A 25,642-nucleotide genomic window follows, 5' to 3' on the forward strand; every position below is an offset into this window, starting at 1 on the left:
GCCGCAAGGGAGGACCCTCATGGCTTACGTGGATGCGTACGTGCTGCCGTGCCCGCAGGACAAGGTGGCGGCCTACCGCCGCCTTGCCCGCAAGGCCGGCGTGGTGTGGAAGGACCATGGCGCGCTGCAGTACATGGAATGCGTGGCCGACGATGTGGAACCGGGCAAGAGCACCTCGTTCCCGCGCGCGGTCAAGGCGAAACCGGGCGAGACGGTGATCGTCGCCTTCGTGGTGTTCCGCTCGCGCGCGGCACGCGACCGCATCAACGCAAAGGTGATGGCCGACCCGCGGCTGGCGTCGCTGGGCCCGAAGGACATGCCGTTCGATACCCGGCGCATGTTCTGGGGTGGCTTCAAGCCGATTGTTGAAGCGTGAGCTGCGGCGCTTGTGCGGGCCGGGCGTGCGTGCTGTGATCGGCGCATGCTCGAGCCCGCACTGACGCAGCGTCTGGAAACCCTCTGGCGGATGGAGTCGCCAGTGCTGATCGCGCGCCTGGCGCGGCTGCTCGGTGGCGATGTCGGCCGTGCCGAGGAACTGGCCCAGGACACCTGGCTGGCCGCGCTGGAGCGTTGGCCGGAGCAGGGCATCCCGGACAACCCCGGAGCCTGGCTGATGACCACCGCGCGCAACCGTGCCATCGATGTGCTGCGCCAGCACCAGCGCGTGGCGCAGCAGCACGCGCAATGGGGCGAGGAACTGCATCCGGCGGCGCTGCCGGCACCCGATGACAACCAGGCGCTGGAGGATGACCTGGGCGATGACCTGCTGCGGCTGATGTTCGTGGCCTGCCATCCCGTGCTGCCGGCCGATGCGCGCGTGGCACTCACCCTGCGCCTGCTCGGTGGCCTGACCACCGTGGAGATCGCACGCGCGTTCCTGCAGCCGGAACCGACCATCGCCCAGCGCATCGTGCGCGCCAAGCGCACCCTGGCGCAGAAGCAGGTGCCCTATGAAGTGCCGCGCGCGGAGGCGATGCCGGAGCGCCTGGCTTCGGTGCTGGAGGCGATCTACCTGGTGTTCAACGAAGGCTATGCGGCCAGCGCCGGCGATGACTGGATGCGCCCGGCACTGTGCGAGGAAGCGCTGCGCCTGGCCCGCATCCTGGCCCATCGGTTGCCGGTGCCGCCGGTACTGGGCCTGCTGGCGCTGATGGAGCTGCAGGCCTCGCGTGCAGCGGCGCGGGTGGACGCGCAGGGCGCGCCGGTGCTGCTGGACCAGCAGAACCGCGCGCGCTGGGATTGGCTGCAGATCGAACGTGGTCAGCAGGCACTGGCACGTGCGCTGGCCGCAGGCGGCGGGCAGGATCCCTACGTGCTGCAGGCGCGCATCGCGGCCTGCCATGCGGCTGCGCGTCGCGCTGACGCCACTGATTGGCCGCGCATTGCTGCGCTCTATGCACAGCTTCTGCAGGTGCAGCCTTCGCCAGTGGTGGCATTGAACCGGGTGGTGGCGATCCTGCGCAGCGACGGTCCCTTTGCCGCCTGGGCGCAGCTGCAGCCCTTGCTGGTCGACGCGCGCCTGCGTGACTACGCGCCGCTGCAGGTGGTGCGTGGCGAGCTGTTGCAGGCACTGGGGCGCGAGCAGGATGCGCGTGACGCTTTTGGCGAGGCGGCTCGGCTCAGCCACAACCAGGCCGAGCGCAGACTGCTGCGGCAACGGGCCGGCCTGCCCCCCACGGACTGAGCCGACAAGGACAGCACTTGTCGCCGCGCGCCTGAGCGGCTATGTTTCGCGCCCAGCGGACGCATCAGCGCCCGCATTCCGTGCGTATTGACCGAGGAGCGGTTGGATGTATTCAAGGACGAAGAGCGCATCGCGCGCTTTTGCGCGCCTGCTTGCCTGTGCCCTGTGCCTGGCCGTATGGCCGACGGCCGTGCAGGCCGCGGACAAATCGCAACAGGCCTATTGGGCCGGTTTTGCCTATACCGCTGACGCCGCCGCCGTGCAGGCGACCACGCCGCATGCGCATGCGGTGCTGGAACGGCGTGGCCTGGTCCCGCTGAACCAGACGCTGGCGCAGTCGCTCAAGCGCCGCGCACCGGCCCACCTGGAGCTGATCGACCAGCCGGTGGCGATGCTCGACGGCACCACCAGCGCCACCGTGCTGGCCGCCGCGCTGGACCGCGAACTGGTCTCGGTCGAGCCGATCGGTGACCAGTACAAGGTGCTGGTGGAAGTGGCGCTGCAGGCGTTGTTCTTCGACTTCCGCGAGCGCCAGGTGATCGCGTCCTATCCGCTTACGCTGCAGCGCATCGACGTGCAGGATTACCGACCGGACAACGACGATATCGACGCGATCGTCGCCGATCTGCTGTATGGCGGCGCCGATACCAGCCTGTCGCAGGTGCTGGCGGCCAGCCTTGCCCAGGCCAGGTTGCCCGACGCGGCGGTGCGCCGTCTGCAGGTCGGTGGTGTAACCCTGTCCGACGCGGTCCGCGCCAAGCTGCCCGACCCGAAGTGGGAAGCGCCGCTGCGCGCCACGCTGGCCCATGAACTGTCCAAGACACTGTCGTCCAACACCGGCGTCGGGCTGCTGCCGCCGGCCTCGGGCCAGGCGATCGGTGGCGCGATGGCTGCCCGCTTTGCCGACGGCAAGGTCTACCAGCTGAAGATTCCCGAACCCGACTACGTCATCAACCTGCAGGTCGATGCACTGAAGAACGGCGTGATCGAGGAAACCCCGGCGATGAAGACGATGCTGTTCGGCGCCTTCTTCACCGCCAAGGTGACCGAACCGTTCTCGGGGAAGGTCTATTTCGAACAGCCGCTGCGCAAGGGGGCCACCAAGGTGGTTCCGGCCACGCAGTGGCAGGTCGACCAGTGGTCGGCCAGCTACGAAACCCTGCTGGCCGGGCTCGATGCCTTCGCCGGCGCCGCCGCCAAGCGTGCCGATTCGCGCGCCTGGCTGGACGAACAGAAGCCGGGCGGCCGCCCGTTGCAGCAGCAGACCCAAGCCCTCCAGGAGTTGATCAAGTCATGTCGTTGATGCGTACCATCCTGCTCATCCTCATCGCGCTGGTGGTGGCCTCGCCGGTCGCTGCGCAGACCGCGAGTTCGCGCGGCACCGGTTCGGCCAGCTACGGCCTGCGCCTGAGTGCCGATACCCGTGCCCAGGCCCTGAACAAGGCCAAGGTCAACGCCCTGGAGGCATACATCGCCGAAACCGGTGCGGCCAAGCTGCGCCTGTTCGAAGCGCGCCGCGCCGAGTTCATCGGCGAGATCGACCGCTACGTGCTCAGCGCGGTGCAGCTGTCGGACACCGAAGACAAGAAGGCCAAGACCTACACCGTCACCGTCCGTGCCGAGATCAACACCACCCTGCTGCAGACCAAGCTGGATGCGGGTTCGGCCGTGGCCGGTGCCACCGCCGCGCAGCGCTCGCTGCTGACCTTCCTGTTCATGGCGCGCTCGCAGGACACCGTGCAGTCGTTCCAGGACAAGGAATACCGCCGCGTCGACGCCAGCAGCAGCTACAGCGAGAACACCCGTGAGGGCGACAGCTTCCGCGGCAACTCGGTCAGCACCAACGGCAGCATCAACCAGAATGGTTCGGTGTCGGTCACCAGCGGCGGCAGCACCACCGCGCGCGCCGACAACATCACCTGGAAGGTGGCCAACGCCGCCGAGGTCAACACCGCGATGACCGGGGCCTTCAGCGCCGCGGGCTACGAAGTGGTTGAAGCCGAATACGTGGAAGGCGAATCGCGTGGCCTGCTCAGCATCGAGCGCATCCGCAAGGACTTCAGCACCGGCAACGACCTGGCCCCGGCCACCCTGCGTGACACCGCCAACGGCATCCGTGCGGCCAACATTCCGTACATCGCCGTCGGCACCCTCGACATCGGCATGCGCGACCGTGATCCGGCCAGTGGCAACACCCGCGTGTTCGTCACCGTCACCGGCAAGGTGCTGGATGTGACCGGTCGTTTCCCGCGCACCGTGTCGTCGGTCGGCCCGGTGCAGTTCTCCGGCACCGGCCCGAATGAAACCGTGGCCCGTACCAATGCCCTGCAGCTGGCTGCCGAAAAGGCCGCCCAGCAGATGATCAACGAACTGAACGTCAAGGCGGTCCGCTGATCCGCCGCCCCGGTGGGTGCCGAGCGCGCTCGGCATCGCCCCGGGGCTCACCGATTCCCCACGTGCCGCACCGCGGCCGTCTCTCCCAAAGGACTCTCACATGATCCGCAATACCGCTCTTGTCCTGGCCATCGCGGCCGCCACCCTGTCGATGCCGGCGCACGCTGGCCTGGGCAAGCTGAAGGACCTGGCCGGCGCCGCCACCGGTACCTCCAGCAGCAGCGCCTCCAGCGCCGCCGCACCGGATGAAGCCGCGCAGGAAGCACTGGTGCGTCGTTTCGTCAGCTCGCAGTCGCACTCGCTGCAGGCCCAGACCTCGTTCGCCCGTGCCTTCGGCCTGGCCGAGCAGGTGCAGCTGCTGGAAGCCGAGCGCCAGGCGCTGTCGTCGGGTTCGGTCAGCGTCGATGCGATGAAGAAGTCGGTGTCGGTCAGCGAAGCCGCCCAGGCCGCGATCGACGAGCGCCAGGCCGCGCAGCCGGAGCTGAACGCTGAATCCAAGCAGCACTATGCCGAAGGCCTGGTCTCGCTGCTGGCGTCGGCTGCCGAAGCGCAGAAGCTGGGCGGCGAAGCCAGCAACTTCACCGCCGGCATGAAGAACCTGGGCGCCACCCAGATGGCCACCGTCGGCCGCAAACTGGCTGCCGGTGCATGGGTGGCCAAGGAATCGCCGGGCTTCATCCAGGGCCTGTACGGCTCGACCAAGTCGGCCGTGACCTTCGCCAAGAAGAGCAAGGTGAAGGTGCCGTCGAACGCCGATTCGATGCTCGACTCGATCTGATCCGAGGATCAACCCCATGCGTACGACCTCCCGTTTGATCGGCCTGGGCCTGGCCGCCGTGCTGCTTGCAGCCTGCGGCAAGCAGGACACCCCGGCCGCCGATGCGCCCACACCCGCCAAGGACAAGGCAACCAGTGCACTGGCCAGCAATGCGCCAGTGGAAGCAGCGCCCCTGCGTGGCACGCCGGATTTCGGCGGCACCACCCAGGTCGCGCGCGAGGCCGACGGCATCGGCAGCACCCCGGAACTGGCGGTGCTGGCGGCGCTGCAGTCGGCGGTGGCGCAGGTCAACGGTGTACGCGTGGCCAGCCAGATGCAGGGCCTGCGTGCAGGCCTGCATGTGGATGTGGATGACGAACACGTCGGCGATATCCGCGCCGACGCGTTCACCCAGCAGATGATCGCCGGCTCGCAGGGCGCGGTGCTGGGCTATGAAATCCTGTCGCAGGACGAAGTGCGGCAGCTGGACGAGGAAACCATCGCGCGCGTGCGCGCCAGCGATGAAGGCTGGAGCTTCAAGGGTTCGGCCTCTGCCAGCGCCTCTGGCGAAGCCACGGCCAAGGGCGGCGGTGCCTCGGCCAGTGTCAAGGAGCGCTACGACGAGAAGGTCAGCGTCGATGCCAAGCGTGGCGCAAGCTCGTTCGATTCCGACGTGACCCACCGCAGCATGCGCAGCTACTGGAAGGTACGCGTGCGTGCCCAGATCGCCCAGTACCGCGCACCGGACGAGCAGGGCAAGCCGAAGATCGTGGTCGCGCTGCCGCGTACGAAGGCCGGCAGCTATGCCGTGGGCGATGGCCGCGTGAGCGCCGATGAAGTGGCCGACGCGATCCGCGCACGCCTGTCCGACACGCTGACCCAGACCCAGCGCTTCATCGTGCTGGATCGCGAGTTCGGCGACGAACTGCAGGCCGAGATCGACCACATCAACAGCGGCAACGTGCGTTTGCAGGACACTGCCCGCGTCGGCCAGCAGCTGGCGACCGACCTGATCCTGATCCCGACCATCGAACGCTTCGAGTACCCGCGCAGCGTGCGCAACCTGCGCATGTCCGACCGTCAGGTGACCTCATACTCCGGTGGCGGCCGCATCACCCTGCGCCTGGTCAACGCCACCACCGGCCAGGTGGTGATGTCCGACAGCTTCGATCACCAGTTGGCCTCGACCGGCCCGAGCACCCTGCCGCGTGTGGTCAACGGCCGCAACATGGCTGCGGCGATGATGGAATCGCTGTCCGGCCAGATCGGCACCAGCATCGTCACCACGCTGTTCCCGGTGTCGGTGGTGTCGGTGGACGGTGACCAGGTGGTGCTGAGCCAGGGCGGTGACACCGTGCAGGCCGGCCAGCGCTGGCAGGCTGTGCGCCTGGGCGAGGAACTGAAGGACCCGCAGACCGGCCGTTCGCTGGGCCGCAGCGAACACCCATGCTGCACCATCCGCATCGACCGCGTGGCTGCACAGACCTCGTACGGCACCATCGAAGACGGCGTTGACGCGATGCGCGGCGGCTTCCGTCCGGGCCAGATCGAACTGCGCCAGAAGCTGGGCAGCAAGCCGGCTGCCGCCGCTGCTGCGGGCGCGACCGCCCCGGCTGCAGCCGCCGCCCGCCCGGCCGCCAAGCCGAAGCCCAAGCCTGCTGCCGCCCCGGCCGAAGACCCGAACTGGTAACACGCCCAAGCAACACACAGATGGGGTCAGAGCCCTTTCCCGCCGGGAAAGGGCTCTGACCCCTTCGTGTTTCCGTCCGTGTCGACCAAGGTCGACACCCACCAACAGCAGCAGAGATCTGTCGAAGGCGGGGTGGGTCCGGTTGCGGGGGTGTCCGCGGCATGAATGCCGCGGCCAAGCCCCCAAGGACGGGTTTACGGCGTCCCCCGCAACCGGACCCACCCCGCCATCCCACCGAATGCCTGCTTCTGCTGTTGCTGTTGCTCCAGCTGTTGCTGCTGCCCTGGCTTCGGCGGGTGCAGGGCGCAGCCCTGCCGAATCCCATTACACTCCAGAGAGATTTCCCTGCTGGAGAGAGCAATGAAGCGAGTAGCACTGGGCCTGCTGGCCTTGTCAGTGTCGAGCGCACTGATGGCGGCCACCCCGAAATTCGATGGCGCGCGGATCTCCGCCGACGTCAAGGAACTGGCCTCCGACGCCTACGAAGGCCGCTCGCCGGCCACCGCCGGCGAAGAGAAGACCATCGCCTACCTCAGCAAGCAATTTGCCGACGCCGGTCTGCAGCCGGGCGGCGACCTCAAGGACGGCAAGCGCCTTTGGACCCAGGCCGTGCCGCTGCGCAAGGGCGACATCGTCGGCACACCGCAGCTGGCGCTGCACCAGGGCGGCAAGACCGTTGCGCTGGAGCAGGGCAAGCAGATTGCCGTGCGCGCCGCCATGAACGGCGCCAGCAACGTTGACATCAGCAAGGCCCCGCTGGTGTTCCTCGGCTATGGCGTGAAAGCGCCGGAGCGCAACTGGGACGACTTCAAGGGCGTGGACCTGAAGGGCAAGATTGCCGTCGTACTGATCAACGATCCGGACTTCGAAACCGGCCAGGGTGATTTCGACGGCAAGGGCATGACCTATTACGGCCGCTGGACCTACAAGTACGAGGAAGGCGCGCGCCAGGGTGCACTGGGTGTGCTGATCGTGCACGAGACCGCACCGGCCTCCTATGGCTGGGCCACCGTGGCCGGTTCCAACACCAACACCATGTTCGACGTGGTGCGCGACAACCCGGCCGAAAGCCACCCGCTGCTGGAAGGCTGGATCCAGCGCGACCTGGCGGTGGAGCTGTTCCGCTCCGCCGGGCAGGACTTCGAGGCGCTGAAGAAGAAGGCGCAGCAGCGCGACTTCACCCCGGTGCCGCTGACCGGCGCCAGCCTGGACGCGAAGTACGCGGTGAAGACCGAAGTGATCACCTCGCACAACGTGGCCGCACGCCTGGAAGGCAGCCGCCATCCGGATGAGACGATCATCTACAGCGCGCACTGGGACCACATCGGCGTGGGCGAGCCGGACGCGCGCGGTGACCGCATCTTCAACGGTGCGCTGGACAATGCCAGCGGTACTGCCTCGCTGATCGAGCTGGCCCGTGGTTTCGCCAAGGCCAAGCGCCCGGAGAGGTCAGTGCTGTTCCTGGCAGTCACCGCCGAGGAAAAGGGCCTGCTGGGTTCGGAGTACTACGCCACCCATCCGCTGTACCCGCTGGAAAAGACCGTGGCGGTGATCAACATGGACGGCATGGCGCCGTTCGGCCCGTCGCGTGACTTCGGCATCTACGGTGCCGCGCGTTTCGAGCTGCTGGACCAGCTGAAGGACGTGGCCAAGGGCTGGGACATCCGCTACACGCCGGACCCGAAGCCGGAAGCGGGCCTGTTCTTCCGCTCCGACCACTTCCCGTTCGCCAAGCGTGGCGTGCCGGCGCTGTCCTGGTCGGCCGGCCAGGACTGGGTGGACGGTGGCGTGGCTGCGGGCAAGAAGGCCTCCGAGGACTACACCGCCAAGCGTTACCACCAGCAGGGCGACGAATGGCAGCCGGACTGGGTGTTCGCCGGTGCCGCCCGCGACCTGGAAGTGCTGTACACGCTGGGCAACCAGCTGGCCAACTCCCGTGCCTGGCCGAACTGGAGCAAGGACGAGTCGTTCCGCGCCGTGCGTGACGCCAGCGCCGGCCAGCGCAAGTAAGGGCGTTCGGTAGTGCCGGCCGCTGGCCGGCAACCGCACTCGGTCCGGGCAACCGTCCCCTGAGTCAGGGGGCGGCGCCATAGGCGCGGGGGTGTGGGTGCTGGTGAGATGGGGCCCACGGCTTGCGCAGGCGAGCCGTGGGAGCGCCAGCGCGAATGCGCAGGCGCGTTCCCGGCATTTCCATAGCGGCTTCCATCCGCACTTTCCGGCCCTTCGTCGCAGGGCGCTTGCTTGCCCGGCCGGCCGCCCTATGCTCGGCTCACCCCCTTCCTCCAAGGCGCCGCCGTGTTCGCCAGCCTTTCACTCCTGTTCCGTCACCTGCTGGCCTGGGCTGCGGCGCTGTTCGTCGCTGGCATGGTCTGGAGCGGCATCTTCAGTGGCATGAACGATGGCCCGGGCTGGATTTTCGGCCTGCTGGCGATGTTCCTGATCATTTCCGCGCTGGGCAGTGCCATCACCCACATCCGCCGGGTCTGGCTGGTGGCCGGTCGCCTGGATGCCACCACCCTGTCCGGTCGCCAGCGCCGCCAGATCGAACTGCCGATGGACGCCGGCCACGCCTTCTCGGTGGTGGAGGCGGCAATCTCCGAACTACCCCGCGTGGAAGACGTGGAAAGCTCGGCCGGCAGCCTGCAGGTGCGCGCCTATGTTCGCCGCGTGGATCTCTGGAATGGGCGTCAGCCCTCGCGCTGGAACCTGCCGGCGCGGCTGGCGATCAAGCGCAACAGCGTGCTGGCAACGGTCACGCCGGGGCAGGGCACCAGCACCGTTACCCTGCTGTTCGAACCCGATGCTGGCTGGTGGGCCGACCTGCTGGCGCTGGACGAGGGCAGCAACTTCGAGAACGCCGAAGCAGTCACCCGTGCGATCAGTCGCCGCGTCGCCGACCAGCGCCGCGACGAACAGGCTGCGGCCGAACAGACCCAGGTGGAAAAGGAACTGTCGGTGGCGCGCTTGAACCTGTTGCATGCGCAGGTGGAACCGCACTTCCTCTACAACACGCTGGCCAATGCGCAGGTGCTGACCCGCACCGACCCGGCACGGGCCGAGCAGATGCTCGGCCACCTGATCCAGTACCTGCGCAGCTCGTTGCCACAGGTGGACGAATCGGTGTCCACGCTGGGCGTGGAGCTGGAACGCACCCGCGCCTACCTGGAGATACTGCGCATCCGTATGGGCGCACGGCTGGCGGTGGAAGTGCAGGTGCCCAACGAACTGCATGGCGTGCACCTGCCGGCGATGGCGCTGCAGACGCTGGTGGAAAACGCGATCAAGCATGGCCTTGAACCCAAGCCCGGCGGCGGCACGATCTGGATCCTGGCGCGCGGCTTCGACGACCACGTGACGGTGACCGTGGCCGACGATGGGCTCGGCTTCGGCCAGGGCACCAGTGGTACCGGCATCGGCCTGAAGAACCTGCGCGAGCGCCTGCGCCTGACCTGTGGCGAGCAGGCCGGCGTGGCGATCGTCGCCAACTTCCCCAGCGGCGTGGCAGCGACCATGACCCTGCCGCAGTCGCACAAGGAGCGCAGCCATGCCGCTTGAAGCCCTGATCGCCGAAGACGAGGACCTGCTGCGGCAGTCACTGGTGGAGCAGCTGGGCCGGCTGTGGCCGGACCTCGCGCTAGTGGCCGAGTGCGAGGATAGTGCCAGCGCACTGGAGCAGCTGGCCGAGAAGCAGCCGGACATCGCCTTTCTCGATATCCGCATGCCTGGCATCAGCGGCATCGAGGTGGCACGCTCGCTGTCCGAGCTGAGCCCGCGCACCCAGGTAGTGTTCGTCACCGCCTACGACCAGTACGCCATCGATGCGTTCGAGCAGGGCGCGATGGATTACCTGTTGAAGCCGGTCAGCGACGAGCGCCTGCTGGCCACCCGCGAGCGCATCCTGTCGCGGCTGCCATCGACGCGCCAGGACGATGCCGTGCTGGAGCGCCTGCTGCAGCGGCTGGGCCCATCGCAGGGCGCTGCCGAGCGCCCGCCACTGGCCTGGATCACCGCCAGCAACGGGCGCGAGACGCAGCTGATCATGCTGGAAGACGTGGCCTACTTCCGCGCGGACAACAAGTACACGACCGTGGTCACCGCCAGCGGCGAAAGCCTGCTGCGCACGCCATTGCGCGAGCTGCTGGAAGTGCTCGATGCGCAGCACTTCCGCCAGATCCATCGTTCGACCATCGTCAACATGAAGGCAGTGGCGGCGGTCAGCCGCGACGATACCGGGCGCGGCGTGCTGCGCCTGCGCGGGCGCACGGAGACGCTGGTGGTCAGCCAGCCGTTCATGAGCCTGTTCCGCGGCATGTAGCCGCAGCCGCATCCCCCTGCACCGAGGAATGAACATGTCCCGTCTGCTGATTGCGTGCATTGTCGTGCTGGCGTTGGCCGGCTGCGAAAAATCCCGCAACACCTCGATCACGCGCACCCACGCCAACGGCGTGGACACGCTGTACAGCAAGGCTACCGTCGTCGATGGCGAGGCTCGTTTCCAGTGCATGGCCAGCAGCAGTGGTGCCTGCCACTACCTGGTGCTCGATCCGGGCTGCAGCCCCGATGCGGCGTGTACCACACCGCCGCTGCGCCGGTTCGCAGTTGCAGCAGGCAAGACCGAGGCCATGCGTGGCCTGCCCGACGGCTTCCGCCAGTGCGTCAGCCAGGACCCGATAGAACACTGCCACCGTGAGTGATCACGGTGGCAGTGTGGGTCCCCCCGCTTCCCTGAAGGCTCAGTAGGCAGGTTGCAGTGTCAGGTCGTGATGGTGCTCGGTCTCGCCCACATGGTTGAGGCGGCCGACCAGTTCGGAGTGCTGCTTCATCCGGCCGATCTCGGTCATGATGCGGATGTCCTCGTGGCGCAGTTCGCGCTTGGCGGTGACCGCCTGCTTGTAGTCCAGCACTTCCGGGTAGTGCTCGGCCAGGTCCAGCGCCTCGGCCACGTGCTCGACGCTGTCGGCCTTGGAACTGATGCGGGCGCGGCTGTTGAAGGCCTTCATCCAGCGCTCGAAGCCGGCCTGCTGATCGAACATGTTGGCCATGAACCAGATCACGAACAGGATCGAGACCCAGGAGCCGAACACGATCACCACGCGGGTGAAGGTGATATGGAAATCGTCGCGCCACAGGTAGTTGGCAATCAGGCCCAGGATCAGCAGCGAGGCCGCCTGCCAGCCAACGATCGACGCGATCAGCCACTGGCACTTGGCCTGGGCCAGCACCGCCACTTCATCGCGGATCTGCTGCTCGCTCAGGTTGCGCCAGTGCGCCACCTGTTTGTCGAACGGGCTGCTGTAGAGCTCGTTGTCGCGAAGCAGAATTCCCAAACCCTTGAACAAGGCAATCATGGCTGGCTCCTTGTGGAACGTGCGTCGATCAGCATTGGACGGTGTGGCGGATCCAGTTCTAGCACTTCCAGCGAGCCGTGCAATGGGGGCAATGCCAAGCGGCGCAAGGCTTTGACCGGCGGGAGTGAAAATTGGCGCGATGCAGCATCGCAGTCGCGGCCTGCGACAGGATGTCGCAGGGTGAAACGTGCTGCGGCCGCACATGAAACCGTCGCTGAGCGGGGAGGCTCGCCGCAGGAGGCGTGATCGCCGAGAATCGGAGCCAACCGCGCAAGACGCGACTGTTCTTCCGCCTTTCCTGGACCTGTGATGCCGGCTTTGCTGCAGCGACTCTCCCGCCCCGTCACGGCGCCGATCCGACGCTGGGTACTGGACGCCTTCCCGCGCGGCCAGAGTGGTATCGACTACGACCATCCGCAGGGCGACCCGGGCTGGTTCGGGCCGGACAGCGTCACCTGGCGGCTGCACGCCGAATTTCCCTCGATGCTCGCCGGTGGCCTGTGCGCGCTGATGCTGCAGACACTGCACCCACGCGCGCTGGCCGGGGTCTATGACCACTCCAATTTCCGCCAGGACCTGGTGGGTCGGCTGCGCCGCACCACGGCCTTCGTTGCCGGCACCAGCTATGCGCCCAGCGGCGAGGTGGAGGCGCTGGTGGCCAAGGTGCGCCGCATCCATGCGCAGATCCGCGGGCAGACCGCGCAGGGCGAGCCCTACGCCGCCGACGATCCGCAACTGCTGACCTGGGTGCACGTGACCGAAGCCTTCGGTTTCCTGCAGGGTTTCCGACGCTACGGGCGCGAGGTGCCGGCGCACATCGCCGATCGCTATTACGACGAGTACCGTTGCGTGGCCGAGGCACTGGGCGCGGTGGATGTGCCGCGCAGCGAAGCGGAAGTGGCGGCGTACTTCTGTGCACGTCAGCCGGAGCTGCGTGTGGATGAGCGCTCGCGCGAGGTGCTGGAGGTGCTGTCCGGCGTGCGCCTGCCGGTACCGGTGCCGGGGCTGTCGCGCGAGGTGTTCCTCGGTGCGGGCGCGGCGCTGCTGCCGGACTGGGCCGAAGGCATGCTTGAACGCAGTGGCCGCCAGCGCGCGCAGGCGGCGGCGTCTGCGAAGCTGATGCAGGGCATGGCGCCGCTGTTCCGCCGCGCACTGCCCGATGGCCTGGCCAGTCGCGCCTCTGCACGCATGGGCGCGCCGGTGGAGATCCTGCGCGAGTGGCCCGCGGTTGCCTGGTAGGTGCCAAACTTGGTTGGCACGCCTTTCACGCGGTGCCGCGGAAGCGCCAACCAAGGTTGGCAGCTACCCGCAAGTGAAACGGGCGCCTTGCGGCGCCCGTTCCGGTTACATCACCACACCTTGACCCGCTTGTCCGGGGCCAGGTACAGCTTCTGGCCTTCCTTCACCTCGAACGCCGGGTACCAAGCGTCGATGTTGCGCACGGTCAGTGCGCGGAACTGGCCCGGTGCATGCACATCGGTCAGCAGCGAGTTGCGCAGCGCCTGCTCGCGGCTCTTGCTGCGCCACGCCTGGGCGAAGCCGAGGAAGAAGCGCTGGTCCGGGGTGAAGCCTTCCAGGGTCTGGCCCGGCTTGCCCTGCAGCGACAGCTGGTAGGCATCGTAGGCGGTGCCCAGGCCGGCCACGTCGGCGATGTTCTCGCCCAGGGTCAGCTTGCCGTTCACATGCACGCCCGGGAACGGCTCGTAGCTGCTGAACTGCGCGGCCAGCGCATCACCGGCGGCGTTGAACTGCTTCAGGTCCTCGGCGGTCCACCAGTTGTGCAGCTTGCCGGTTTCATCGAACAGCGCACCGGCGTTGTCGAAGCCATGGCTGATCTCGTGGCCGATCACCGCGCCGATCGCACCGTAGTTCACCGCGTCGTCGGCGGCGCCGTCGAAGAACGGCGGCTGCAGGATCGCCGCCGGGAACACCAGGCGGTTTTCCAGCGGTACGTTCATCGCATTGATGGTCTGCGGCAGCATCGCCCACTCGCTGTGGTCGACCGGCTTGCCCAGCTTGGCGATGTTGCGCTGGTACTCGAACAGCTCGGCGCGCTGCGCATTGCCCAGCGGGTCATCACGGCGAATCTCAAGGCCGGTGTAGTCGCGCCACTTTTCCGGATAGCCCATGCCCACGGTCAGGCCGGCCACCTTCGCCTTGGCGCTCGCCTTGGTCTGCGGCGACATCCACGCCAGCGCGTCGATGCGCTTGGCGAAGGCGGCAATGATGTTCTTGGCCATCTCGTCCGCGCGTTCCTTGGTCTTGGCGTCGAAGTGCTTTTCGACGTAACGCTTGCCGATCGCTTCGCCCACTGCGTGGTTGGCATCATCCACGGCGCGCTTCCAGCGGTCGCTCTGCTGCGGCGTGCCGCTCAGCGCGGTGCCATGGAAGGCGAAGCGGGCATCGGCGAACTTCTTCGGCAGGTAGGCGGCGGCACGGTCCAGCGCGTGGAAGGCCAGGTAGTCCTTCCAGGCGTCCAGCGGCTCGGTGGCGACCAGCCTGGACAGGCCGGCCACGGCCTTGGGCTGCCACACGATGAAGTCCTGCTGCTTGCCCAGCGCGGCCGCGTCGAGGAAGGCGTTCCAGTCCATGCCGGGCGCCTTGGCATTGAAGTCGGCCTGGGTCCACGGATTGGCACCCTTGGTCACATCATTGGTTTCTTCCTGGGTGGCATGCGCCTGCGCGATCTTCGTTTCCAGTGCCAGGATGCGCTGCGCCTTGCCGGCCGGGTCGGCCACACCGGCCAGCTGCAGCATCTGCGCGATGTAGGCCTGGTACTGCTTGCGCAGCTCGGCCATGCGGCCGCCGCCCAGGTAGAAATCGCGGTCGGGCATGCCCAGCCCGCCCTGCACCAGGTACGGCGCGGTGCGGTCCGGCTGCAGCAGGTCCACCGACACCCACAGGCCGAACAGGCGGTCGGTGTAGAAGTTGGTGGCATTGAGCAGGTCGACGTCGGCGCGCAGGTCGCCGCCCAGGGCACGGGCCAGCCCGGCCTTGTCGGCGATCGCATCGATCGCCTTCAGCTGCGGCTGCACCGGCGCCAGACCGCGCTGCTCGATGCCAGCCTCATCCATGTAGGCGGCGTAGTAATCGCCGATCAGCTTGTCGTCACCGCTGGCCTTGGTGTTGCCGGCCGCCCCTTCAAGGATGGCGCGGGTATCGGCCAGGGTCTTCTCGGCAATGACGTTGAAGCTGCCGAAGCGCGAGCGGTCGGCCGGAATCTCGGTGTTCTTCACCCAGGTGCCATTGGCGAAGCCGAAGAAGTCGTCGCCGGCGGCGATGCTGCGATCCATGCCGCTGGCATCGAAGCCGAAACTGCCCAGCATCGGCTTGGCCGCAGCGGGGGCGGCATCGGCCGGCGCGGTGGCACCGGCGGCCGGTTCGGCCGGGCGGTCACAGGCGGCCAGGGACAGGCTGGCAACGATGGCCAGCGCCAGGGTGGGACGGCGCAGCTTGGACATGGACTTCTCTTGCAGCGGAAAACCCCAAGTCTAATCCGCTCCGGCGCCACTGGCCGCGTCCTTGCGCCGCCCGTCCTGTGCAGGATCTGGCTGAACGCGCAGACGCGATCTTCACGCCGTCACCGGGGTGGTGCATGCTGGACCCTGGAGCCCTGCGCGGACACGGGGAGGTGGCCATGCGGGGGCGGGTCAGGCGTCAAGAATGGCGTCCACCGGCCGTTGAGGTCGGGGACGTGGAGGATTCGTTCGCGCATGAAGCCAGCCGACTGCACAAGGAACACCCGCCGATGCCCGCGCTGAAACGCGCGTTGGCCCGCCCGCTGCGCGCCATTACCTGGGGCGGAGTGCTGCTGGGCGTGCTGCTGGTAACCGGCCTGACCCTCATGCTGGTCAATGACTACCACCGCCGCCTGGAAGCGGCACAGCGGCAGAGCCGGGCGCTGGCGGTGGGCAGCGAGCGCCTGCTGGCGCTGGAACTGCGCAACCTGGAGCGCGCCATGTCCGGCATCGCCGCCGACGCCGCCGAGCTGTTCCGCAGCGTGCCGGCGCAGGCGCCGGCCTTGATGGATGCCTCCATCGGCGGCGTGCTGCGCCGGCATGCCGAGCTGCACAGCATCGTCGTGCTCGACAGCCATGGCCGACCGCTGACGGCCGGCACGGGCGACCTGCAGCTGCCGCTGTGGACCGATCCGCAGCGCCGTGGCCTGGGCAGCGCGCTGTACATCGGCCCGCCGCAGCGGGCCAGCGATGGCGGCTGGGTGGTGCCGCTGGCGCTGGCGATGGCCGACGGGCGCTGGCTGCTGGCGCGGCTGCGCTGTGGCGAACTGCAACGCATCGTCGGCGGCCTCGATGTCGGCCCCAACGGACTGGTCTCGATCAGCGATGCCGAGGGTTACATGCTGGCCCGCGTGCCTGATCCGCACGGCACGGTGGGCCGCCGCTACGACCTGCCGCGCCGTGACCTGCTCGGCACGCAGGCGGTGGTCGAGCTGGGAAGCGTGCCGGGTGTGGTCGACGGCGTACCGCGCATCATCACCATCAGCACGCTGGAACACAGCCCGCTGGCGGTGCAGGTCGGCCTGGCCGACGAAGACGTACTGGCGCCGTGGTGGCCGTACCTGCAGGCGTCGGTGGCGATCGTACTGGCTTACATCGCGGTGTTGCTGGTGCTGCTGTACGCCGTGCGGCGCAGCACCCGCAGCCAGCAGGCCATGGCCGAGGAGCTGAAAACAGGCCACGCCGAGCTGCGTCTTGCGCACCAGGTCGGTCGTGTCTGTACCTGGTACGTGGATGAGGACGCCGCACTGCTGCGCTGGTCGCCGCTGGCGCGCGAGATCTTTGGCGTGCAGACCGATGCGCTGCCGGTTGCCGATTTCTTCGCACGCGTGCACCGCGACGATGCCGCGCGCCTGCAGCATGCCTTTGACCAGGCATTCGCCGGCAGCGCCGTGCTCGACCAGGTGTTCCGCCTGGTATTGCCCGGGGGCGAGGTGCGCTGGGTGGGCGCACGTGGGCAGCGGGTGGAAGTGGCCGACAGCGAGCGGCGCATGATCGGGGCGCTGACCGACCTGAGTGAGCGTTACCAGGCGCGCGAGCAGGTGAGCGAGGTCGAGCGCCGCTTCCGGCTGCTGTTCGACCGCAATCCTGCACCGTTCTGGGTGTTCGACCCGGATACGCTGCGCTTCATCGAGGTCAACGACGCTGCGGTGCGCCAGTACGGCTACAGCCGCGACGAGTTTCTGTCGATGAGCATCCTCGACATCCGCCCGCGCGAAGGCTGGGACGAAGTGCGTGGTGCCATCCAGCGCGCACAGGTGGGCGATCCTCCGGACGCGACCGTACGCCTGCACCGGCGCAAGGACGGTAGTGTGTTCGAGGTGCGCGCACACCTGTCCAGGCTCGATTTCGACGGACAACCCGCGTGCCTCGTGCTGGCCGAGGATGTCAGCGAACGGCTGGCCTACGAGCGCGACCTGGCCTATCGGGCACGGCACAACCCGGCCACTGGCCTGCTCAACGTGCGCGCCCTGACCGAACAGCTGGACGAGCAGCAGCAGGGCTACACCATCGCCTTCGTGCAGTTGCGTGGCCTGCAGCTTGTGGCCGATACGCTGGGCCGTGAGATCGGCGATGCGGTGCTGCAGTCGATGGCGACCCGGCTCGGTGGACTGGGGGCGCGTTGCGGCACGCTGGCATTCCAGCCGGCGGAAGACTTCGTGTTCGCGATCGGGGCCGAGCACGATACCCAGCGCGTGCTGGATGACCTGCTGCAGATCGTGTCAGCGCCGATGCGTGGCAAGGATTCACTGCACCAGTTCGAACCGCGCATCGGTGTGGCCGTGCACACTGCCGGTGACGGCCACAGCGCCGAGCAGGTGATCGGCATGGCCGCGCAGGCCGCGCACGCGGCGCGTGCCGAGGGCAACGTGGTGGTCTGGTTCGATGCGGCAGTGACCACGCGGCTGGCCGACCGCCTGCGCCTGGCCGGGCGCATCCATGCCGCCATCGACAACGAGTTCCAGCTGTACTTCCAGCCGATCCGGCACGCCAGCGATGGCAGCCCGGCCGCGCTGGAGGCCCTGCTGCGCTGGCCGCAGGCCGATGGCAGCTTCATCCCGCCCAACGAGTTCATCCAGCTGTGCGAGGACACCGGGTTGATCCTGGCACTGGGCCGCTGGGTGATCCGCGCCGCGGCGAAGGCACAGCGGCGGCTGGTCGAGGCCGGTTGGGGCGAGCTGCCGATTGCAGTCAACGTGTCGGCAGTGCAGTTCTTCAACAGCGACCTGGTGGCCGAGTTCACCCGCGTCCAGCAGGAGTTCGGACTGGCCCGCGGCGCACTGCACGTGGAGCTGACCGAGAGCAGCCTGATGCGCAAGCCGGCGCAGGCGATGCAGACCATGCAACGCCTGCACGAGCAGGGCATCAGCGTGTCGCTGGACGATTTCGGCACCGGCTATTCCAGCATGTCCTACCTGCAGCACCTGCCGCTGGACATCCTGAAGATCGATCGCAGTTTCGTCGCCGACGTGGAAACCAATCCGCGCAACGCCTCGATCTGCCGCGCATTGCTGTCGCTCGGCCACAGCATGGGCCTGACCATCATCGCCGAGGGCGTTGAAACGCCGGGGCAGCTGGACTGGCTGGCCGCGCACGGCTGCGACCAGGTGCAGGGCTACCTGCTGGGGCGGCCGGCGCCGCTGGAGCGGATCATCGACGCGCTGGATGAAGTCCCTGCCTGATCGGGGCTTCGTATTTGCCGGCCAGCGGCCGGCACTACCCGACTGAAGCATGACGGTAGTGCCGGTCGCTGGCCGGCAAGCGCGAGACTCGGCTACACCCCGGCCTCCACCAGGTGGTCGATGAAACTGCGCACCTTCGGCGCCAGGTGGCTACGGCTGGCATACACCGCGAAGATGCCGATCGGCGAGGCCTCCCATTCCGGTAGCACGCGTACCAGGCGGCCATCGGCCAGCGCGTCTTCCAGCAGGAAGTCGGGTTGCAGGATCACACCCATGCCGGCGATCGCCGCTTCGCGCAGCACGTCGCCGTTGTTGGCGTGCAGCAGGCTGTTCACCGCCACCTTCACTTCACCGCGGGGTCCCTGCAGCGGCCAGTGGTCGCCAGCGGCCCAGTAGCTGTAGCTCAGGCATGCGTGATCCTGCAGGTCCTGCGGCGTCTGTGGGGTACCGCGTGCAGCCAGGTAGGCCGGCGCCGCGCACGGGCTCACCCGCGATTCGCCCAGCCGGCGCGCGATCAGCGCCGGGCTCGGCTCGCGGGTGATGCGGATGGCCACGTCGTAGCCTTCCTCGACCATGTCCACCAGGCGGTCGGACAGGGCCAGGTCCAGTTCCACCTGCGGGAAGCGCTCGCGGTAGCTGGCCAGCAACGGGCCAAGGCGGGCGATGCCCCAGCTGACCGGTGCGTTGATGCGCAGCGTGCCCGAGGGTTCCAGCGCCTGCGCGCCGATGCTGGCCTCCAGCGCGTCGAACTCGGCCAGCAGGCGCACGCACTGGGCGTAATAGGCGGCGCCGGTGCTGGTGGGGCTGACCCGCCGCGTGGTGCGGTGGAGCAGGCGGGTGGACAGGCGCTTTTCCAGTGCCGCGACCTGGCGGGTGACGCCGGCGGTCGACATGCCCAGGGCCTGTGCCGCGGCACTGAAGCCGTTGCGCTCGACCACCGCTACGAACACGCGCATCGCCTCGAGGGTGTCCATTGTTGCGCCTTATGAAATAAATACCGTCAGACGATCGTATTTATCGGCTCGTGAAGTAGCAATAACCTGTATCCACTCCCTTCAAGGTGCTTCCCATGCACACCGCCCCCCCTCCCGTTTCGCCGCTGGCCCCTTACGGCGCCACCCTGCTGCGCCTGGCCCTGGGCGTGCTGTTCCTGGTCCATGCGCTGATCAAGCTGCTGGTGTTCACCCCGGCGGGCACGGCGGCATTCTTCGAATCGTTGGGCCTGCCCGGCGTGCTGGCTTACCTCACCATCGGCGCCGAGCTGGTGATCACCACTGCGCTGCTGCTGGGCATCTACGCGCGCTGGGTCGGCCTGGCCGGCGTGCCGCTGCTGCTGGGCACCATCGTCACCGTGCACGGCGCCAACGGCTTCGGTTTCGCCAATGCCGGCGGCGGCTGGGAATACCCGGCGTTCTGGGCACTGGCGCTGGTGGTGCTGTTCCTGGTCGGCGACGGCAAGTGGACCCTGCGTTCGCGCTGATCGCCGCCTGATCCTGCAACTGGAGCATTCCATGTCCCGCCTGCCTTCGTTGTACATCTCCCACGGCTCGCCGATGACCGCCCTGCATCCGGGCCAGGTCGGCGTGCGCCTGGCCGAGCTGGCGCGCGACCTGCCGACGCCGCGCGCCATCGTGATGGCCTCGGCGCACTGGCTGGGTCGGCAGCCGCGGGTCGGCGCGCATCCGCAGCCGCCGACGATCCATGACTTCGGCGGCTTCCCGCGCGCGCTGTTCGAACTGCAGTACCCGGCGCCCGGCGATCCGGCGCTGGCCGAAGAAGTGGCCCGCCGCATCGCCGCTGCCGGCCTGCCGGTGGCGCTCGACCCTCAGCGTGGCCTCGACCATGGCGCGTGGGTGCCGCTGCGGCTGCTGCGCCCGCAAGCCGACATCCCCGTGGTGCCGCTGTCGATCCAGCCGCTGCTCGGCCCCGGGCACCAGTTCGCGCTGGGCCGCGCGCTGGCGCCACTGCGTGAGCAGGGCGTGCTGCTGGTCGGCTCGGGCAGCATCACCCACAACCTGCACGACTGGGGCGACTACCAGGACGGCAAGGAAGCGCCGTACGTGCGGCCCTTCATCGAGTGGGTCGAGCAGCGCCTGGCCGCCGATGATCGCCAGGCCCTGTTCGACTACCGCCGGCAGGCACCGTTCGCCGAACGCGCGCACCCGACCGACGAGCACCTGCTGCCGCTGTTCTTCGCGATGGGCGCAGCCGGCGAGGACGGCTTCGGTGCACGCCGCATCGATGCCGGCATCGATGCCGGCTTCCTCGCCATGGACCTGTACCGCTTCGACGGGGCATGAGCCGGGGCTGACGCGCGACCGCCCCGGCCGTCGCGCTCATGGCCGCATGTGGTAGTTTTTTCCGGGTTTCCGGCGCTGGCCTTCGAGCCTCCCCGCGCGCCGCTTCCTGGAAGAAGCATGCATACCATTGAAGTCGTCCTGGCGATGCTGGTGGCCGTTGTCGCCAGCGGCTACCTGGTTCGCGTCCTCCCGTTCTCGTTGCCGCTGCCGCTGGTGCAGATCGGCCTGGGCGCGGTCATCGCCGGGGTGTTCAACCGCGGCCACGCGCTGGAGCCGGAGGTGTTCTTCCTGCTGTTCCTGCCGCCGCTGCTGTTCCTTGATGGCTGGCGCATCCCCAAGCAGGGTCTGTTCCGCGACAAGGGCGCGATCCTCGAACTGGCGTTCGGCCTGGTGGTGTTCACCGTCATCGGTGCCGGCCTGCTGATCCACTGGATGATTCCGGTGATGCCGCTGGCGGTGTGCTTTGCGCTGGCGGCCATCGTCTCGCCGACCGACCCGGTGGCGGTCGGCGCGATCGCCTCCAAGGCACCGATTCCCAAGCGACTGATGCACATCCTGGAAGGCGAATCGCTGCTCAACGATGCGTCCGGCCTGGTCTGCTTCCGTTTCGCGGTGGCGGCGGTGATGACCGGCTCCTTCTCGCTGGCCACGGCCTCGCTGACCTTCCTGTGGGTGGCGGTGGCCGGCCTTGCGGTGGGCGTGGCGGTCACCCTCGGTGTCTCCACCTTCCAGCGCTGGTTGTGGCGCCGCTTCGGCGAGGAACCGGGTGCGGCGATGCTGGTCAACCTGCTGATTCCGTTCGCGGCCTACCTGCTGGCCGAAGAAATCCATGCCTCGGGTATCCTCGCTGCCGTAGCGGCCGGTATCGCGATGAGCTACGTCGAGCTGACCGGCCGTGTCTCCGGCAGCATGCGCGTACAGCGTGCGGGCGTCTGGAACATGCTGCAGTTCAGCTTCAACGGCATCATGTTCGTGCTGCTGGGCGAGCAGCTGCCCGGCATCGTCGAGCGTGCCACCACCACCATGAACGAGTCCGGCCACCAGAGTGCATGGTGGCTGCTGGTGTACGTGGTGGTGATCAACCTGGCGCTGATCCTGTTGCGCCTGCTGTGGGTATGGTTGTCGCTGCGCTGGAACCTGCTGCGTGCACGCCGCCGAGGCCTGGAACGCGGCGAGGCACCGAACTGGCGCATCGTGGTGGCGACCTCGGTGGCCGGCGTGCGCGGCGCGATCACCCTGGCCGGCGTGCTGACCCTGCCGTTGTTCCTGCCTGATGGCAGCGCGTTCCCGGCGCGCGACCTGGTGATCTTCCTGGCCGCGGCGGTGATCCTGTTCTCGCTGGTCGGCGCCAGCGTGGCGCTGCCGCAGCTGCTGAAGGGCCTGCAGCTGCCGGCCGATTCGGGCGAGCGCAAGGAAGAGGACCTGGCACGCCGGCTGTCGTCCAAGGCTGCGCTGGCCGGGGTCGAGCGCATGCGCCAGCAGCTGGTGATGAACCAGAACACCGAGAACGTGCAGCTGTACAACGACGCTGCCTCGCGGGTGAGCCTGCTGTATCAGCGGCACCTGGAGAAGGACAACGACGGGCCCGACGTGGACCCGGAGAAAGTCCGGCGCATGGAGCTGGGTTACCGCCAGCTGCGCAGCGCCGGCCTCAATGCCGAGCGTGAGGAGCTGTTCCGGTTGACCCGGCGCGGGGTGATCTCCGATGAGATCTCGCGGCGCCTGATCCGCAACCTGGACCTGCTGGAATCGCGCAAGCGCGAGTGACTCGGCGGCCATGCGCCGTCGAGCGGGGTCAGATCCCTTTCCGCAGGAAAGGGATCTGACGCCAGCTCGGAACAGCCGGTTATTCCGGCTTCTGGTCCAGGAAATACACCTCGACCTTGCCCTTGACCTTGATCGTCATCGGGTTGCCGCGGCGGTCGCGGGCCTTGCCGGCCTGCACGCGGATCCAGCCTTCGCTGACCGAGTATTCCTCGACGTTGTCGCGCTCGACGTCGTTGAAACGCACGCCGACGCCGCGCTCCAGCGCCTGCGCATCATGGAAGGGGCTGGCCGGGTTGATCGCCAGGTGGTCGGGAGGGGTATCGCTCATCGCTTCATTCACAGTGACGGCCACCAAGGCCGGCTTCAGCGGCACAGGATAAACCGTAGAATGCCGGCCTGCCCCAGAGGACGTTCCGCCATGCCCGACAACAGCGACTATTTCGACTTCGAGGAAGACATCCACGACTTCGACGAGGATGGATTCGAGGCGCGGGTCTGGAACCTGCTGGTGCTGATCAACCCGGGCGACGAAGAGTTGGCCCTGCAGCAGTTCAACCGCTGGCGCGAGCACCTGTCCGAGGACGGGCAGCCGCTGGAAGCGGACAGCGACTGGTTGCCGGCGCTGTTCACTGCCATCGCCTGGCAGTCCGGTTTCGAGGTGGAGCGCGACGACCTGGAATCGCTGCAGTCGGCGGTCAACGAGCTGTCGGCGCGCTTCAACCTGCAGCTGGACTGGGGCGGCGACCTGGATGACGAGGACTTCGCCGAGGACCTAGACGGTGTGCAGCTGATGTCCACCGCCTTCGACCGCCTGCGCGAGCACAACTACACGCTGTGGAGCGTGGATACCGGCAGCGACGGCTTCACCGGCGTGATGGCGCTGACCCGTGACGACGACGCGATGCTGGCGCTGTGCTCGCTGCTGAACGTGGAGATCCGACTGGGCAGCGACCCGTTCTGAGCGATGGGCCGATCCGCCGGGCACGACCCGGCGGGGACGATCTGCTGGTCGCGGCCTGACGGGTTGATCCGCTGAGGACGACCCGACGGGGTAGTGTCGACTGTTAGTTGTGATCTCTCGGTAGGTTGTTCATCCGGGGCATCTTTGGAAAATGGTGGTTACCACACCTATCCAGTCCCCAAAGAGCCCGGATGAACCATCATAAAAATGCCCGTTTGACGCCGTTTAGTCGAGAACTTCTTGTCCGCCGCATCACTGAGCAAGGCCTTCGGCCAGAAGAGGCCGCCCAGGCTTGCGGGGTGAGTGTACGCACGGCTTACAAGTGGCTGGCCCGATATCGAGCCGAGGGCCTGATTGGGCTGCAGAACCGCAGCTCTCGGCCCAGCCGCAGCCCCCATGGCACCCCCGAGGCACTGGTAGAGCAGATCGTCCAGCGTCGACGTCAACGGCAAACCTACCTGACCATTTCCAAGGCACTGGGTGTGGCTCACAGCACCATTTCACGACTGATGCGCCGACGAGGACTCAATCGCCTGTGCCTTCTGGACCCACCGAAGAAGGCGGTCCGGTATGAGTACGACAGCCCGGGCGGCTTGCTGCACTTGGATATCAAGAAACTCGGCAACTTCCACCGGCCCGGACACCGGGTCGATCCGAATCGGCGTGGCAATGCTGGCGGCGGTGGCTGGGGCTATGTCCATGTGGCCATTGATGACCACTCCCGAGTCGCCTTCAGCAGCGTTCACACCGATGAGAAGGGCCCAACGGCCTGCCAAGCGCTGCTGGCCGCTTTGGCGTACTACAAGACGCTGGGGGTCACCTTCCAGCGTGTCCTGACTGACAACGGCGCCTGCTATCGCTCCGGCGTCTTCGCTCGACTCGTCGCCTCGTTGGGCATGAAGCACTATCGGACCAAGCCCTACACCCCGCGAACCAACGGCAAGGCCGAGCGCTTCATCCAGACCAGCTTGCGCGAATGGGCCTACGCCTGCGAGTACGCTTCGTCAGAGCAACGCGATGCCGTGCTACCTGAATGGCTGCATCACTACAACTGGCACCGACCCCACATGGGGATCGGCAGCCAGCCGCCTATTTCCAGAATCCCGCTGAACAACGTGGTGGGTTTACACAGTTAGTCGACTATCGCGCGCAGCGCGGGTTTCTCGCGGCCGGATGGGAGAGCAGTCGACTAACAGTCGACTCTACCCGGTCGGTGCCGGTTGGTGTCCGGCGAACCCGCGACGCGGCCTATGGCCGGTATTGCGCCCGGGCGTTGGCGATCACCGCCTTGACCAGTTCGCGCTCGGTGTGCCGGGAAATCGCTCGCGCGCCAAGCGCGATCGCCTGCGTACGCAGCTCGGCCGTGACATCGTAGTGGGCACCGCTGGCCTTGTTCTGGAAGGCCCGCGGTGGGATGCCGAGCTGCGCCGCCATCGCGTGCAGCTCGGCCAGGGTGTCGGCCATCAGGTGCGCCCAGCGCTGTCCGCGCCAGGGATGCACCGCGTCATCGACGTAGACCGTCACCGCCGCGGCCGGTTCAGGCCTGCGGCTTGCTGTCGCTGTCAGCGGCCGGGCTGGCCTCGGCGTCGGCAGCAGCTTCAACCACATCGCCTTCGGCGGCCTCAGTGGCTTCTTCGCCTTCTTCGGCTTCCACGGTCTCGAACTCGGACACCAGCTTGTCCAGGTACTCGTCAGCGGTCTGGCCGGATTCGGCGGCCAGGGTGTCCAGCAGCTTCTGCAGCAGCTCGGAATACTCCAGGTTGACCTTGCGGCCTTCCTTTTCCTGCACGTTGGACAGGTGCTTGAGCATGGCCAGCATCGGCACCGGGTTCTCGGCGTTGCCCATGGTCTGACCACCGATGGCCAGCAGCCATTCGCGGCCCTGCAGGCCGATGGCGGCGACCACCTGGCCGTCTTCGTTGGTCAGCACGGCATGGTTCTGCACCTGCTGCTGGGCATTCAGGCGCAGGAACGGGCGCTTGCCCTGCTGCTTCTTGCGCTTGTCGCGCTTGGCCTTGGAGTTCTGGGACATGGGGTGGGG

Annotated in this window: 23 protein-coding genes; 17 read left to right on the plus strand and 6 right to left on the minus strand. The window is 67.6% G+C overall.

Going from position 1 to position 25,642, the window contains the following annotated elements; all coding sequences use genetic code 11:
• Positions 1–19 precede the first annotated feature (19 nt).
• The 10 genes from ACSYHF_RS02265 (at position 20) to ACSYHF_RS02310 (ending at position 11,219) form a co-directional block, all read left to right on the plus strand.
• Positions 20–376 carry a DUF1428 domain-containing protein gene (locus ACSYHF_RS02265; protein ID WP_005415092.1) on the plus strand — a complete coding sequence of 119 codons (357 nt, stop codon included), beginning with the start codon at positions 20–22 and terminating at the stop codon, positions 374–376.
• 45 nt (positions 377–421) lie between these two features.
• Complete coding sequence (locus ACSYHF_RS02270; protein WP_095379182.1) at positions 422–1,684, plus strand: RNA polymerase sigma factor; 1,263 nt, start codon at positions 422–424, stop codon at positions 1,682–1,684.
• Positions 1,685–1,790: 106 nt separating this feature from the next.
• Positions 1,791–2,987 carry a hypothetical protein gene (locus ACSYHF_RS02275; RefSeq protein ID WP_005415094.1) on the plus strand — a complete coding sequence of 399 codons (1,197 nt, stop codon included), beginning with the start codon at positions 1,791–1,793 and terminating at the stop codon, positions 2,985–2,987.
• Positions 2,978–4,078 carry a hypothetical protein gene (locus tag ACSYHF_RS02280; protein WP_032953880.1) on the plus strand — a complete coding sequence of 367 codons (1,101 nt, stop codon included), beginning with the start codon at positions 2,978–2,980 and terminating at the stop codon, positions 4,076–4,078. The genes ACSYHF_RS02275 and ACSYHF_RS02280 overlap by 10 nt, the downstream gene beginning before the upstream one ends.
• 100 nt (positions 4,079–4,178) lie before the next feature.
• The gene (locus tag ACSYHF_RS02285; protein ID WP_005415096.1) at positions 4,179–4,856 is read left to right on the plus strand and encodes a hypothetical protein; all 678 of its coding nucleotides are present in this window, start codon (positions 4,179–4,181) and stop codon (positions 4,854–4,856) included.
• A 16-nt stretch (positions 4,857–4,872) separates the two neighbouring features.
• Positions 4,873–6,525 (plus strand): CsgG/HfaB family protein, encoded by a 1,653-nt coding sequence (locus tag ACSYHF_RS02290; protein WP_111126875.1) that lies wholly within the window; start codon positions 4,873–4,875, stop codon positions 6,523–6,525.
• A 360-nt stretch (positions 6,526–6,885) separates the two neighbouring features.
• Positions 6,886–8,535, plus strand: coding sequence for a M28 family metallopeptidase (locus ACSYHF_RS02295; RefSeq protein ID WP_353075796.1), 1,650 nt, complete (start codon positions 6,886–6,888; stop codon positions 8,533–8,535).
• Between the two features lie 285 nt (positions 8,536–8,820).
• Positions 8,821–10,080, plus strand: a complete 1,260-nt coding sequence (locus ACSYHF_RS02300; RefSeq protein ID WP_061478621.1) for a sensor histidine kinase — start codon at positions 8,821–8,823, stop codon at positions 10,078–10,080.
• Positions 10,070–10,840 (plus strand): LytR/AlgR family response regulator transcription factor, encoded by a 771-nt coding sequence (locus tag ACSYHF_RS02305; protein ID WP_447576057.1) that lies wholly within the window; start codon positions 10,070–10,072, stop codon positions 10,838–10,840. The genes ACSYHF_RS02300 and ACSYHF_RS02305 overlap by 11 nt, the downstream gene beginning before the upstream one ends.
• 34 nt (positions 10,841–10,874) lie before the next feature.
• Positions 10,875–11,219 (plus strand): hypothetical protein, encoded by a 345-nt coding sequence (locus tag ACSYHF_RS02310; protein ID WP_197599102.1) that lies wholly within the window; start codon positions 10,875–10,877, stop codon positions 11,217–11,219.
• Positions 11,220–11,258: 39 nt separating this feature from the next.
• On the opposite strand, the gene ACSYHF_RS02315 is transcribed toward ACSYHF_RS02310, so the two are convergent.
• Complete coding sequence (locus tag ACSYHF_RS02315; RefSeq protein WP_005415104.1) at positions 11,259–11,873, minus strand: hypothetical protein; 615 nt, start codon at positions 11,871–11,873, stop codon at positions 11,259–11,261.
• Between the two features lie 309 nt (positions 11,874–12,182).
• Here ACSYHF_RS02315 and ACSYHF_RS02320 point away from each other — a divergent pair, with 309 nt between their 5' ends.
• Positions 12,183–13,112, plus strand: a complete 930-nt coding sequence (locus ACSYHF_RS02320) for an oxygenase MpaB family protein (protein WP_262220881.1) — start codon at positions 12,183–12,185, stop codon at positions 13,110–13,112.
• A 110-nt stretch (positions 13,113–13,222) separates the two neighbouring features.
• Here the strand turns inward: ACSYHF_RS02320 and ACSYHF_RS02325 are convergent, their stop codons facing one another.
• Complete coding sequence (locus ACSYHF_RS02325; RefSeq protein WP_329916176.1) at positions 13,223–15,334, minus strand: M13 family metallopeptidase; 2,112 nt, start codon at positions 15,332–15,334, stop codon at positions 13,223–13,225.
• A 176-nt stretch (positions 15,335–15,510) separates the two neighbouring features.
• Between ACSYHF_RS02325 and ACSYHF_RS02330 the strand changes: the two genes are divergently transcribed.
• A complete protein-coding gene (locus ACSYHF_RS02330) occupies positions 15,511–18,573 on the plus strand; it encodes a bifunctional diguanylate cyclase/phosphodiesterase (protein ID WP_329916175.1) in 3,063 nt (1,020 codons plus the stop codon).
• Positions 18,574–18,665: 92 nt separating this feature from the next.
• Here the strand turns inward: ACSYHF_RS02330 and ACSYHF_RS02335 are convergent, their stop codons facing one another.
• Positions 18,666–19,547 (minus strand): LysR family transcriptional regulator, encoded by an 882-nt coding sequence (locus ACSYHF_RS02335; RefSeq protein ID WP_447576058.1) that lies wholly within the window; start codon positions 19,545–19,547, stop codon positions 18,666–18,668.
• A 95-nt stretch (positions 19,548–19,642) separates the two neighbouring features.
• Between ACSYHF_RS02335 and ACSYHF_RS02340 the strand changes: the two genes are divergently transcribed.
• The 3 genes from ACSYHF_RS02340 (at position 19,643) to ACSYHF_RS02350 (ending at position 22,640) form a co-directional block, all read left to right on the plus strand.
• Complete coding sequence (locus ACSYHF_RS02340) at positions 19,643–20,053, plus strand: DoxX family protein (RefSeq protein ID WP_447576059.1); 411 nt, start codon at positions 19,643–19,645, stop codon at positions 20,051–20,053.
• A 31-nt stretch (positions 20,054–20,084) separates the two neighbouring features.
• The gene (locus tag ACSYHF_RS02345) at positions 20,085–20,873 is read left to right on the plus strand and encodes a dioxygenase family protein (protein WP_164262605.1); all 789 of its coding nucleotides are present in this window, start codon (positions 20,085–20,087) and stop codon (positions 20,871–20,873) included.
• A gap of 117 nt (positions 20,874–20,990) precedes the next feature.
• Entirely contained in the window at positions 20,991–22,640 is a 1,650-nt protein-coding gene (locus ACSYHF_RS02350) for a Na+/H+ antiporter (RefSeq protein WP_005415111.1), read from the plus strand.
• 79 nt (positions 22,641–22,719) lie between these two features.
• Here ACSYHF_RS02350 and ACSYHF_RS02355 read toward each other — a convergent pair whose 3' ends face one another.
• Complete coding sequence (locus ACSYHF_RS02355; RefSeq protein WP_005415112.1) at positions 22,720–22,968, minus strand: DUF3297 family protein; 249 nt, start codon at positions 22,966–22,968, stop codon at positions 22,720–22,722.
• Positions 22,969–23,058: 90 nt separating this feature from the next.
• Here ACSYHF_RS02355 and ACSYHF_RS02360 point away from each other — a divergent pair, with 90 nt between their 5' ends.
• Positions 23,059–23,601: a DUF6630 family protein gene (locus tag ACSYHF_RS02360; protein WP_053498070.1), complete on the plus strand. Its 543-nt coding sequence runs from the start codon at positions 23,059–23,061 to the stop codon at positions 23,599–23,601.
• A 191-nt stretch (positions 23,602–23,792) separates the two neighbouring features.
• On the plus strand, positions 23,793–24,737 hold the full coding sequence (locus ACSYHF_RS02365) for an IS481-like element ISStma12 family transposase (RefSeq protein ID WP_111187533.1): 945 nt from the start codon (positions 23,793–23,795) through the stop codon (positions 24,735–24,737).
• 112 nt (positions 24,738–24,849) lie between these two features.
• On the opposite strand, the gene ACSYHF_RS02370 is transcribed toward ACSYHF_RS02365, so the two are convergent.
• Both ACSYHF_RS02370 and ACSYHF_RS02375 read right to left on the minus strand, forming a co-directional pair.
• Positions 24,850–25,125, minus strand: coding sequence for a DUF4031 domain-containing protein (locus ACSYHF_RS02370; protein ID WP_100477477.1), 276 nt, complete (start codon positions 25,123–25,125; stop codon positions 24,850–24,852).
• Positions 25,126–25,138: 13 nt separating this feature from the next.
• Positions 25,139–25,633, minus strand: coding sequence for a hypothetical protein (locus tag ACSYHF_RS02375; protein WP_065179270.1), 495 nt, complete (start codon positions 25,631–25,633; stop codon positions 25,139–25,141).
• Positions 25,634–25,642 lie beyond the last annotated feature (9 nt).

This window comes from Stenotrophomonas maltophilia group sp. P373, from assembly GCF_053295075.1.

Bases quoted from the DNA above. Each gene is read 5' to 3' on its own strand.
- ACSYHF_RS02265 (WP_005415092.1), top strand. From the start codon at position 20: ATGGCTTACGTGGATGCGTACGTGCTGCCGTGCCCGCAGGACAAGGTG.
- ACSYHF_RS02270 (WP_095379182.1), top strand. From the start codon at position 422: ATGCTCGAGCCCGCACTGACGCAGCGTCTGGAAACCCTCTGGCGGATG.
- ACSYHF_RS02275 (WP_005415094.1), top strand. From the start codon at position 1,791: ATGTATTCAAGGACGAAGAGCGCATCGCGCGCTTTTGCGCGCCTGCTT.
- ACSYHF_RS02280 (WP_032953880.1), top strand. From the start codon at position 2,978: ATGTCGTTGATGCGTACCATCCTGCTCATCCTCATCGCGCTGGTGGTG.
- ACSYHF_RS02285 (WP_005415096.1), top strand. From the start codon at position 4,179: ATGATCCGCAATACCGCTCTTGTCCTGGCCATCGCGGCCGCCACCCTG.
- ACSYHF_RS02290 (WP_111126875.1), top strand. From the start codon at position 4,873: ATGCGTACGACCTCCCGTTTGATCGGCCTGGGCCTGGCCGCCGTGCTG.
- ACSYHF_RS02295 (WP_353075796.1), top strand. From the start codon at position 6,886: ATGAAGCGAGTAGCACTGGGCCTGCTGGCCTTGTCAGTGTCGAGCGCA.
- ACSYHF_RS02305 (WP_447576057.1), top strand. From the start codon at position 10,070: ATGCCGCTTGAAGCCCTGATCGCCGAAGACGAGGACCTGCTGCGGCAG.
- ACSYHF_RS02310 (WP_197599102.1), top strand. From the start codon at position 10,875: ATGTCCCGTCTGCTGATTGCGTGCATTGTCGTGCTGGCGTTGGCCGGC.
- ACSYHF_RS02315 (WP_005415104.1), bottom strand. From the start codon at position 11,873: ATGATTGCCTTGTTCAAGGGTTTGGGAATTCTGCTTCGCGACAACGAG.
- ACSYHF_RS02320 (WP_262220881.1), top strand. From the start codon at position 12,183: ATGCCGGCTTTGCTGCAGCGACTCTCCCGCCCCGTCACGGCGCCGATC.
- ACSYHF_RS02325 (WP_329916176.1), bottom strand. From the start codon at position 15,334: ATGTCCAAGCTGCGCCGTCCCACCCTGGCGCTGGCCATCGTTGCCAGC.
- ACSYHF_RS02330 (WP_329916175.1), top strand. From the start codon at position 15,511: ATGCGGGGGCGGGTCAGGCGTCAAGAATGGCGTCCACCGGCCGTTGAG.
- ACSYHF_RS02335 (WP_447576058.1), bottom strand. From the start codon at position 19,547: ATGGACACCCTCGAGGCGATGCGCGTGTTCGTAGCGGTGGTCGAGCGC.
- ACSYHF_RS02340 (WP_447576059.1), top strand. From the start codon at position 19,643: ATGCACACCGCCCCCCCTCCCGTTTCGCCGCTGGCCCCTTACGGCGCC.
- ACSYHF_RS02345 (WP_164262605.1), top strand. From the start codon at position 20,085: ATGTCCCGCCTGCCTTCGTTGTACATCTCCCACGGCTCGCCGATGACC.
- ACSYHF_RS02350 (WP_005415111.1), top strand. From the start codon at position 20,991: ATGCATACCATTGAAGTCGTCCTGGCGATGCTGGTGGCCGTTGTCGCC.
- ACSYHF_RS02355 (WP_005415112.1), bottom strand. From the start codon at position 22,968: ATGAGCGATACCCCTCCCGACCACCTGGCGATCAACCCGGCCAGCCCC.
- ACSYHF_RS02360 (WP_053498070.1), top strand. From the start codon at position 23,059: ATGCCCGACAACAGCGACTATTTCGACTTCGAGGAAGACATCCACGAC.
- ACSYHF_RS02365 (WP_111187533.1), top strand. From the start codon at position 23,793: ATGAACCATCATAAAAATGCCCGTTTGACGCCGTTTAGTCGAGAACTT.
- ACSYHF_RS02375 (WP_065179270.1), bottom strand. From the start codon at position 25,633: ATGTCCCAGAACTCCAAGGCCAAGCGCGACAAGCGCAAGAAGCAGCAG.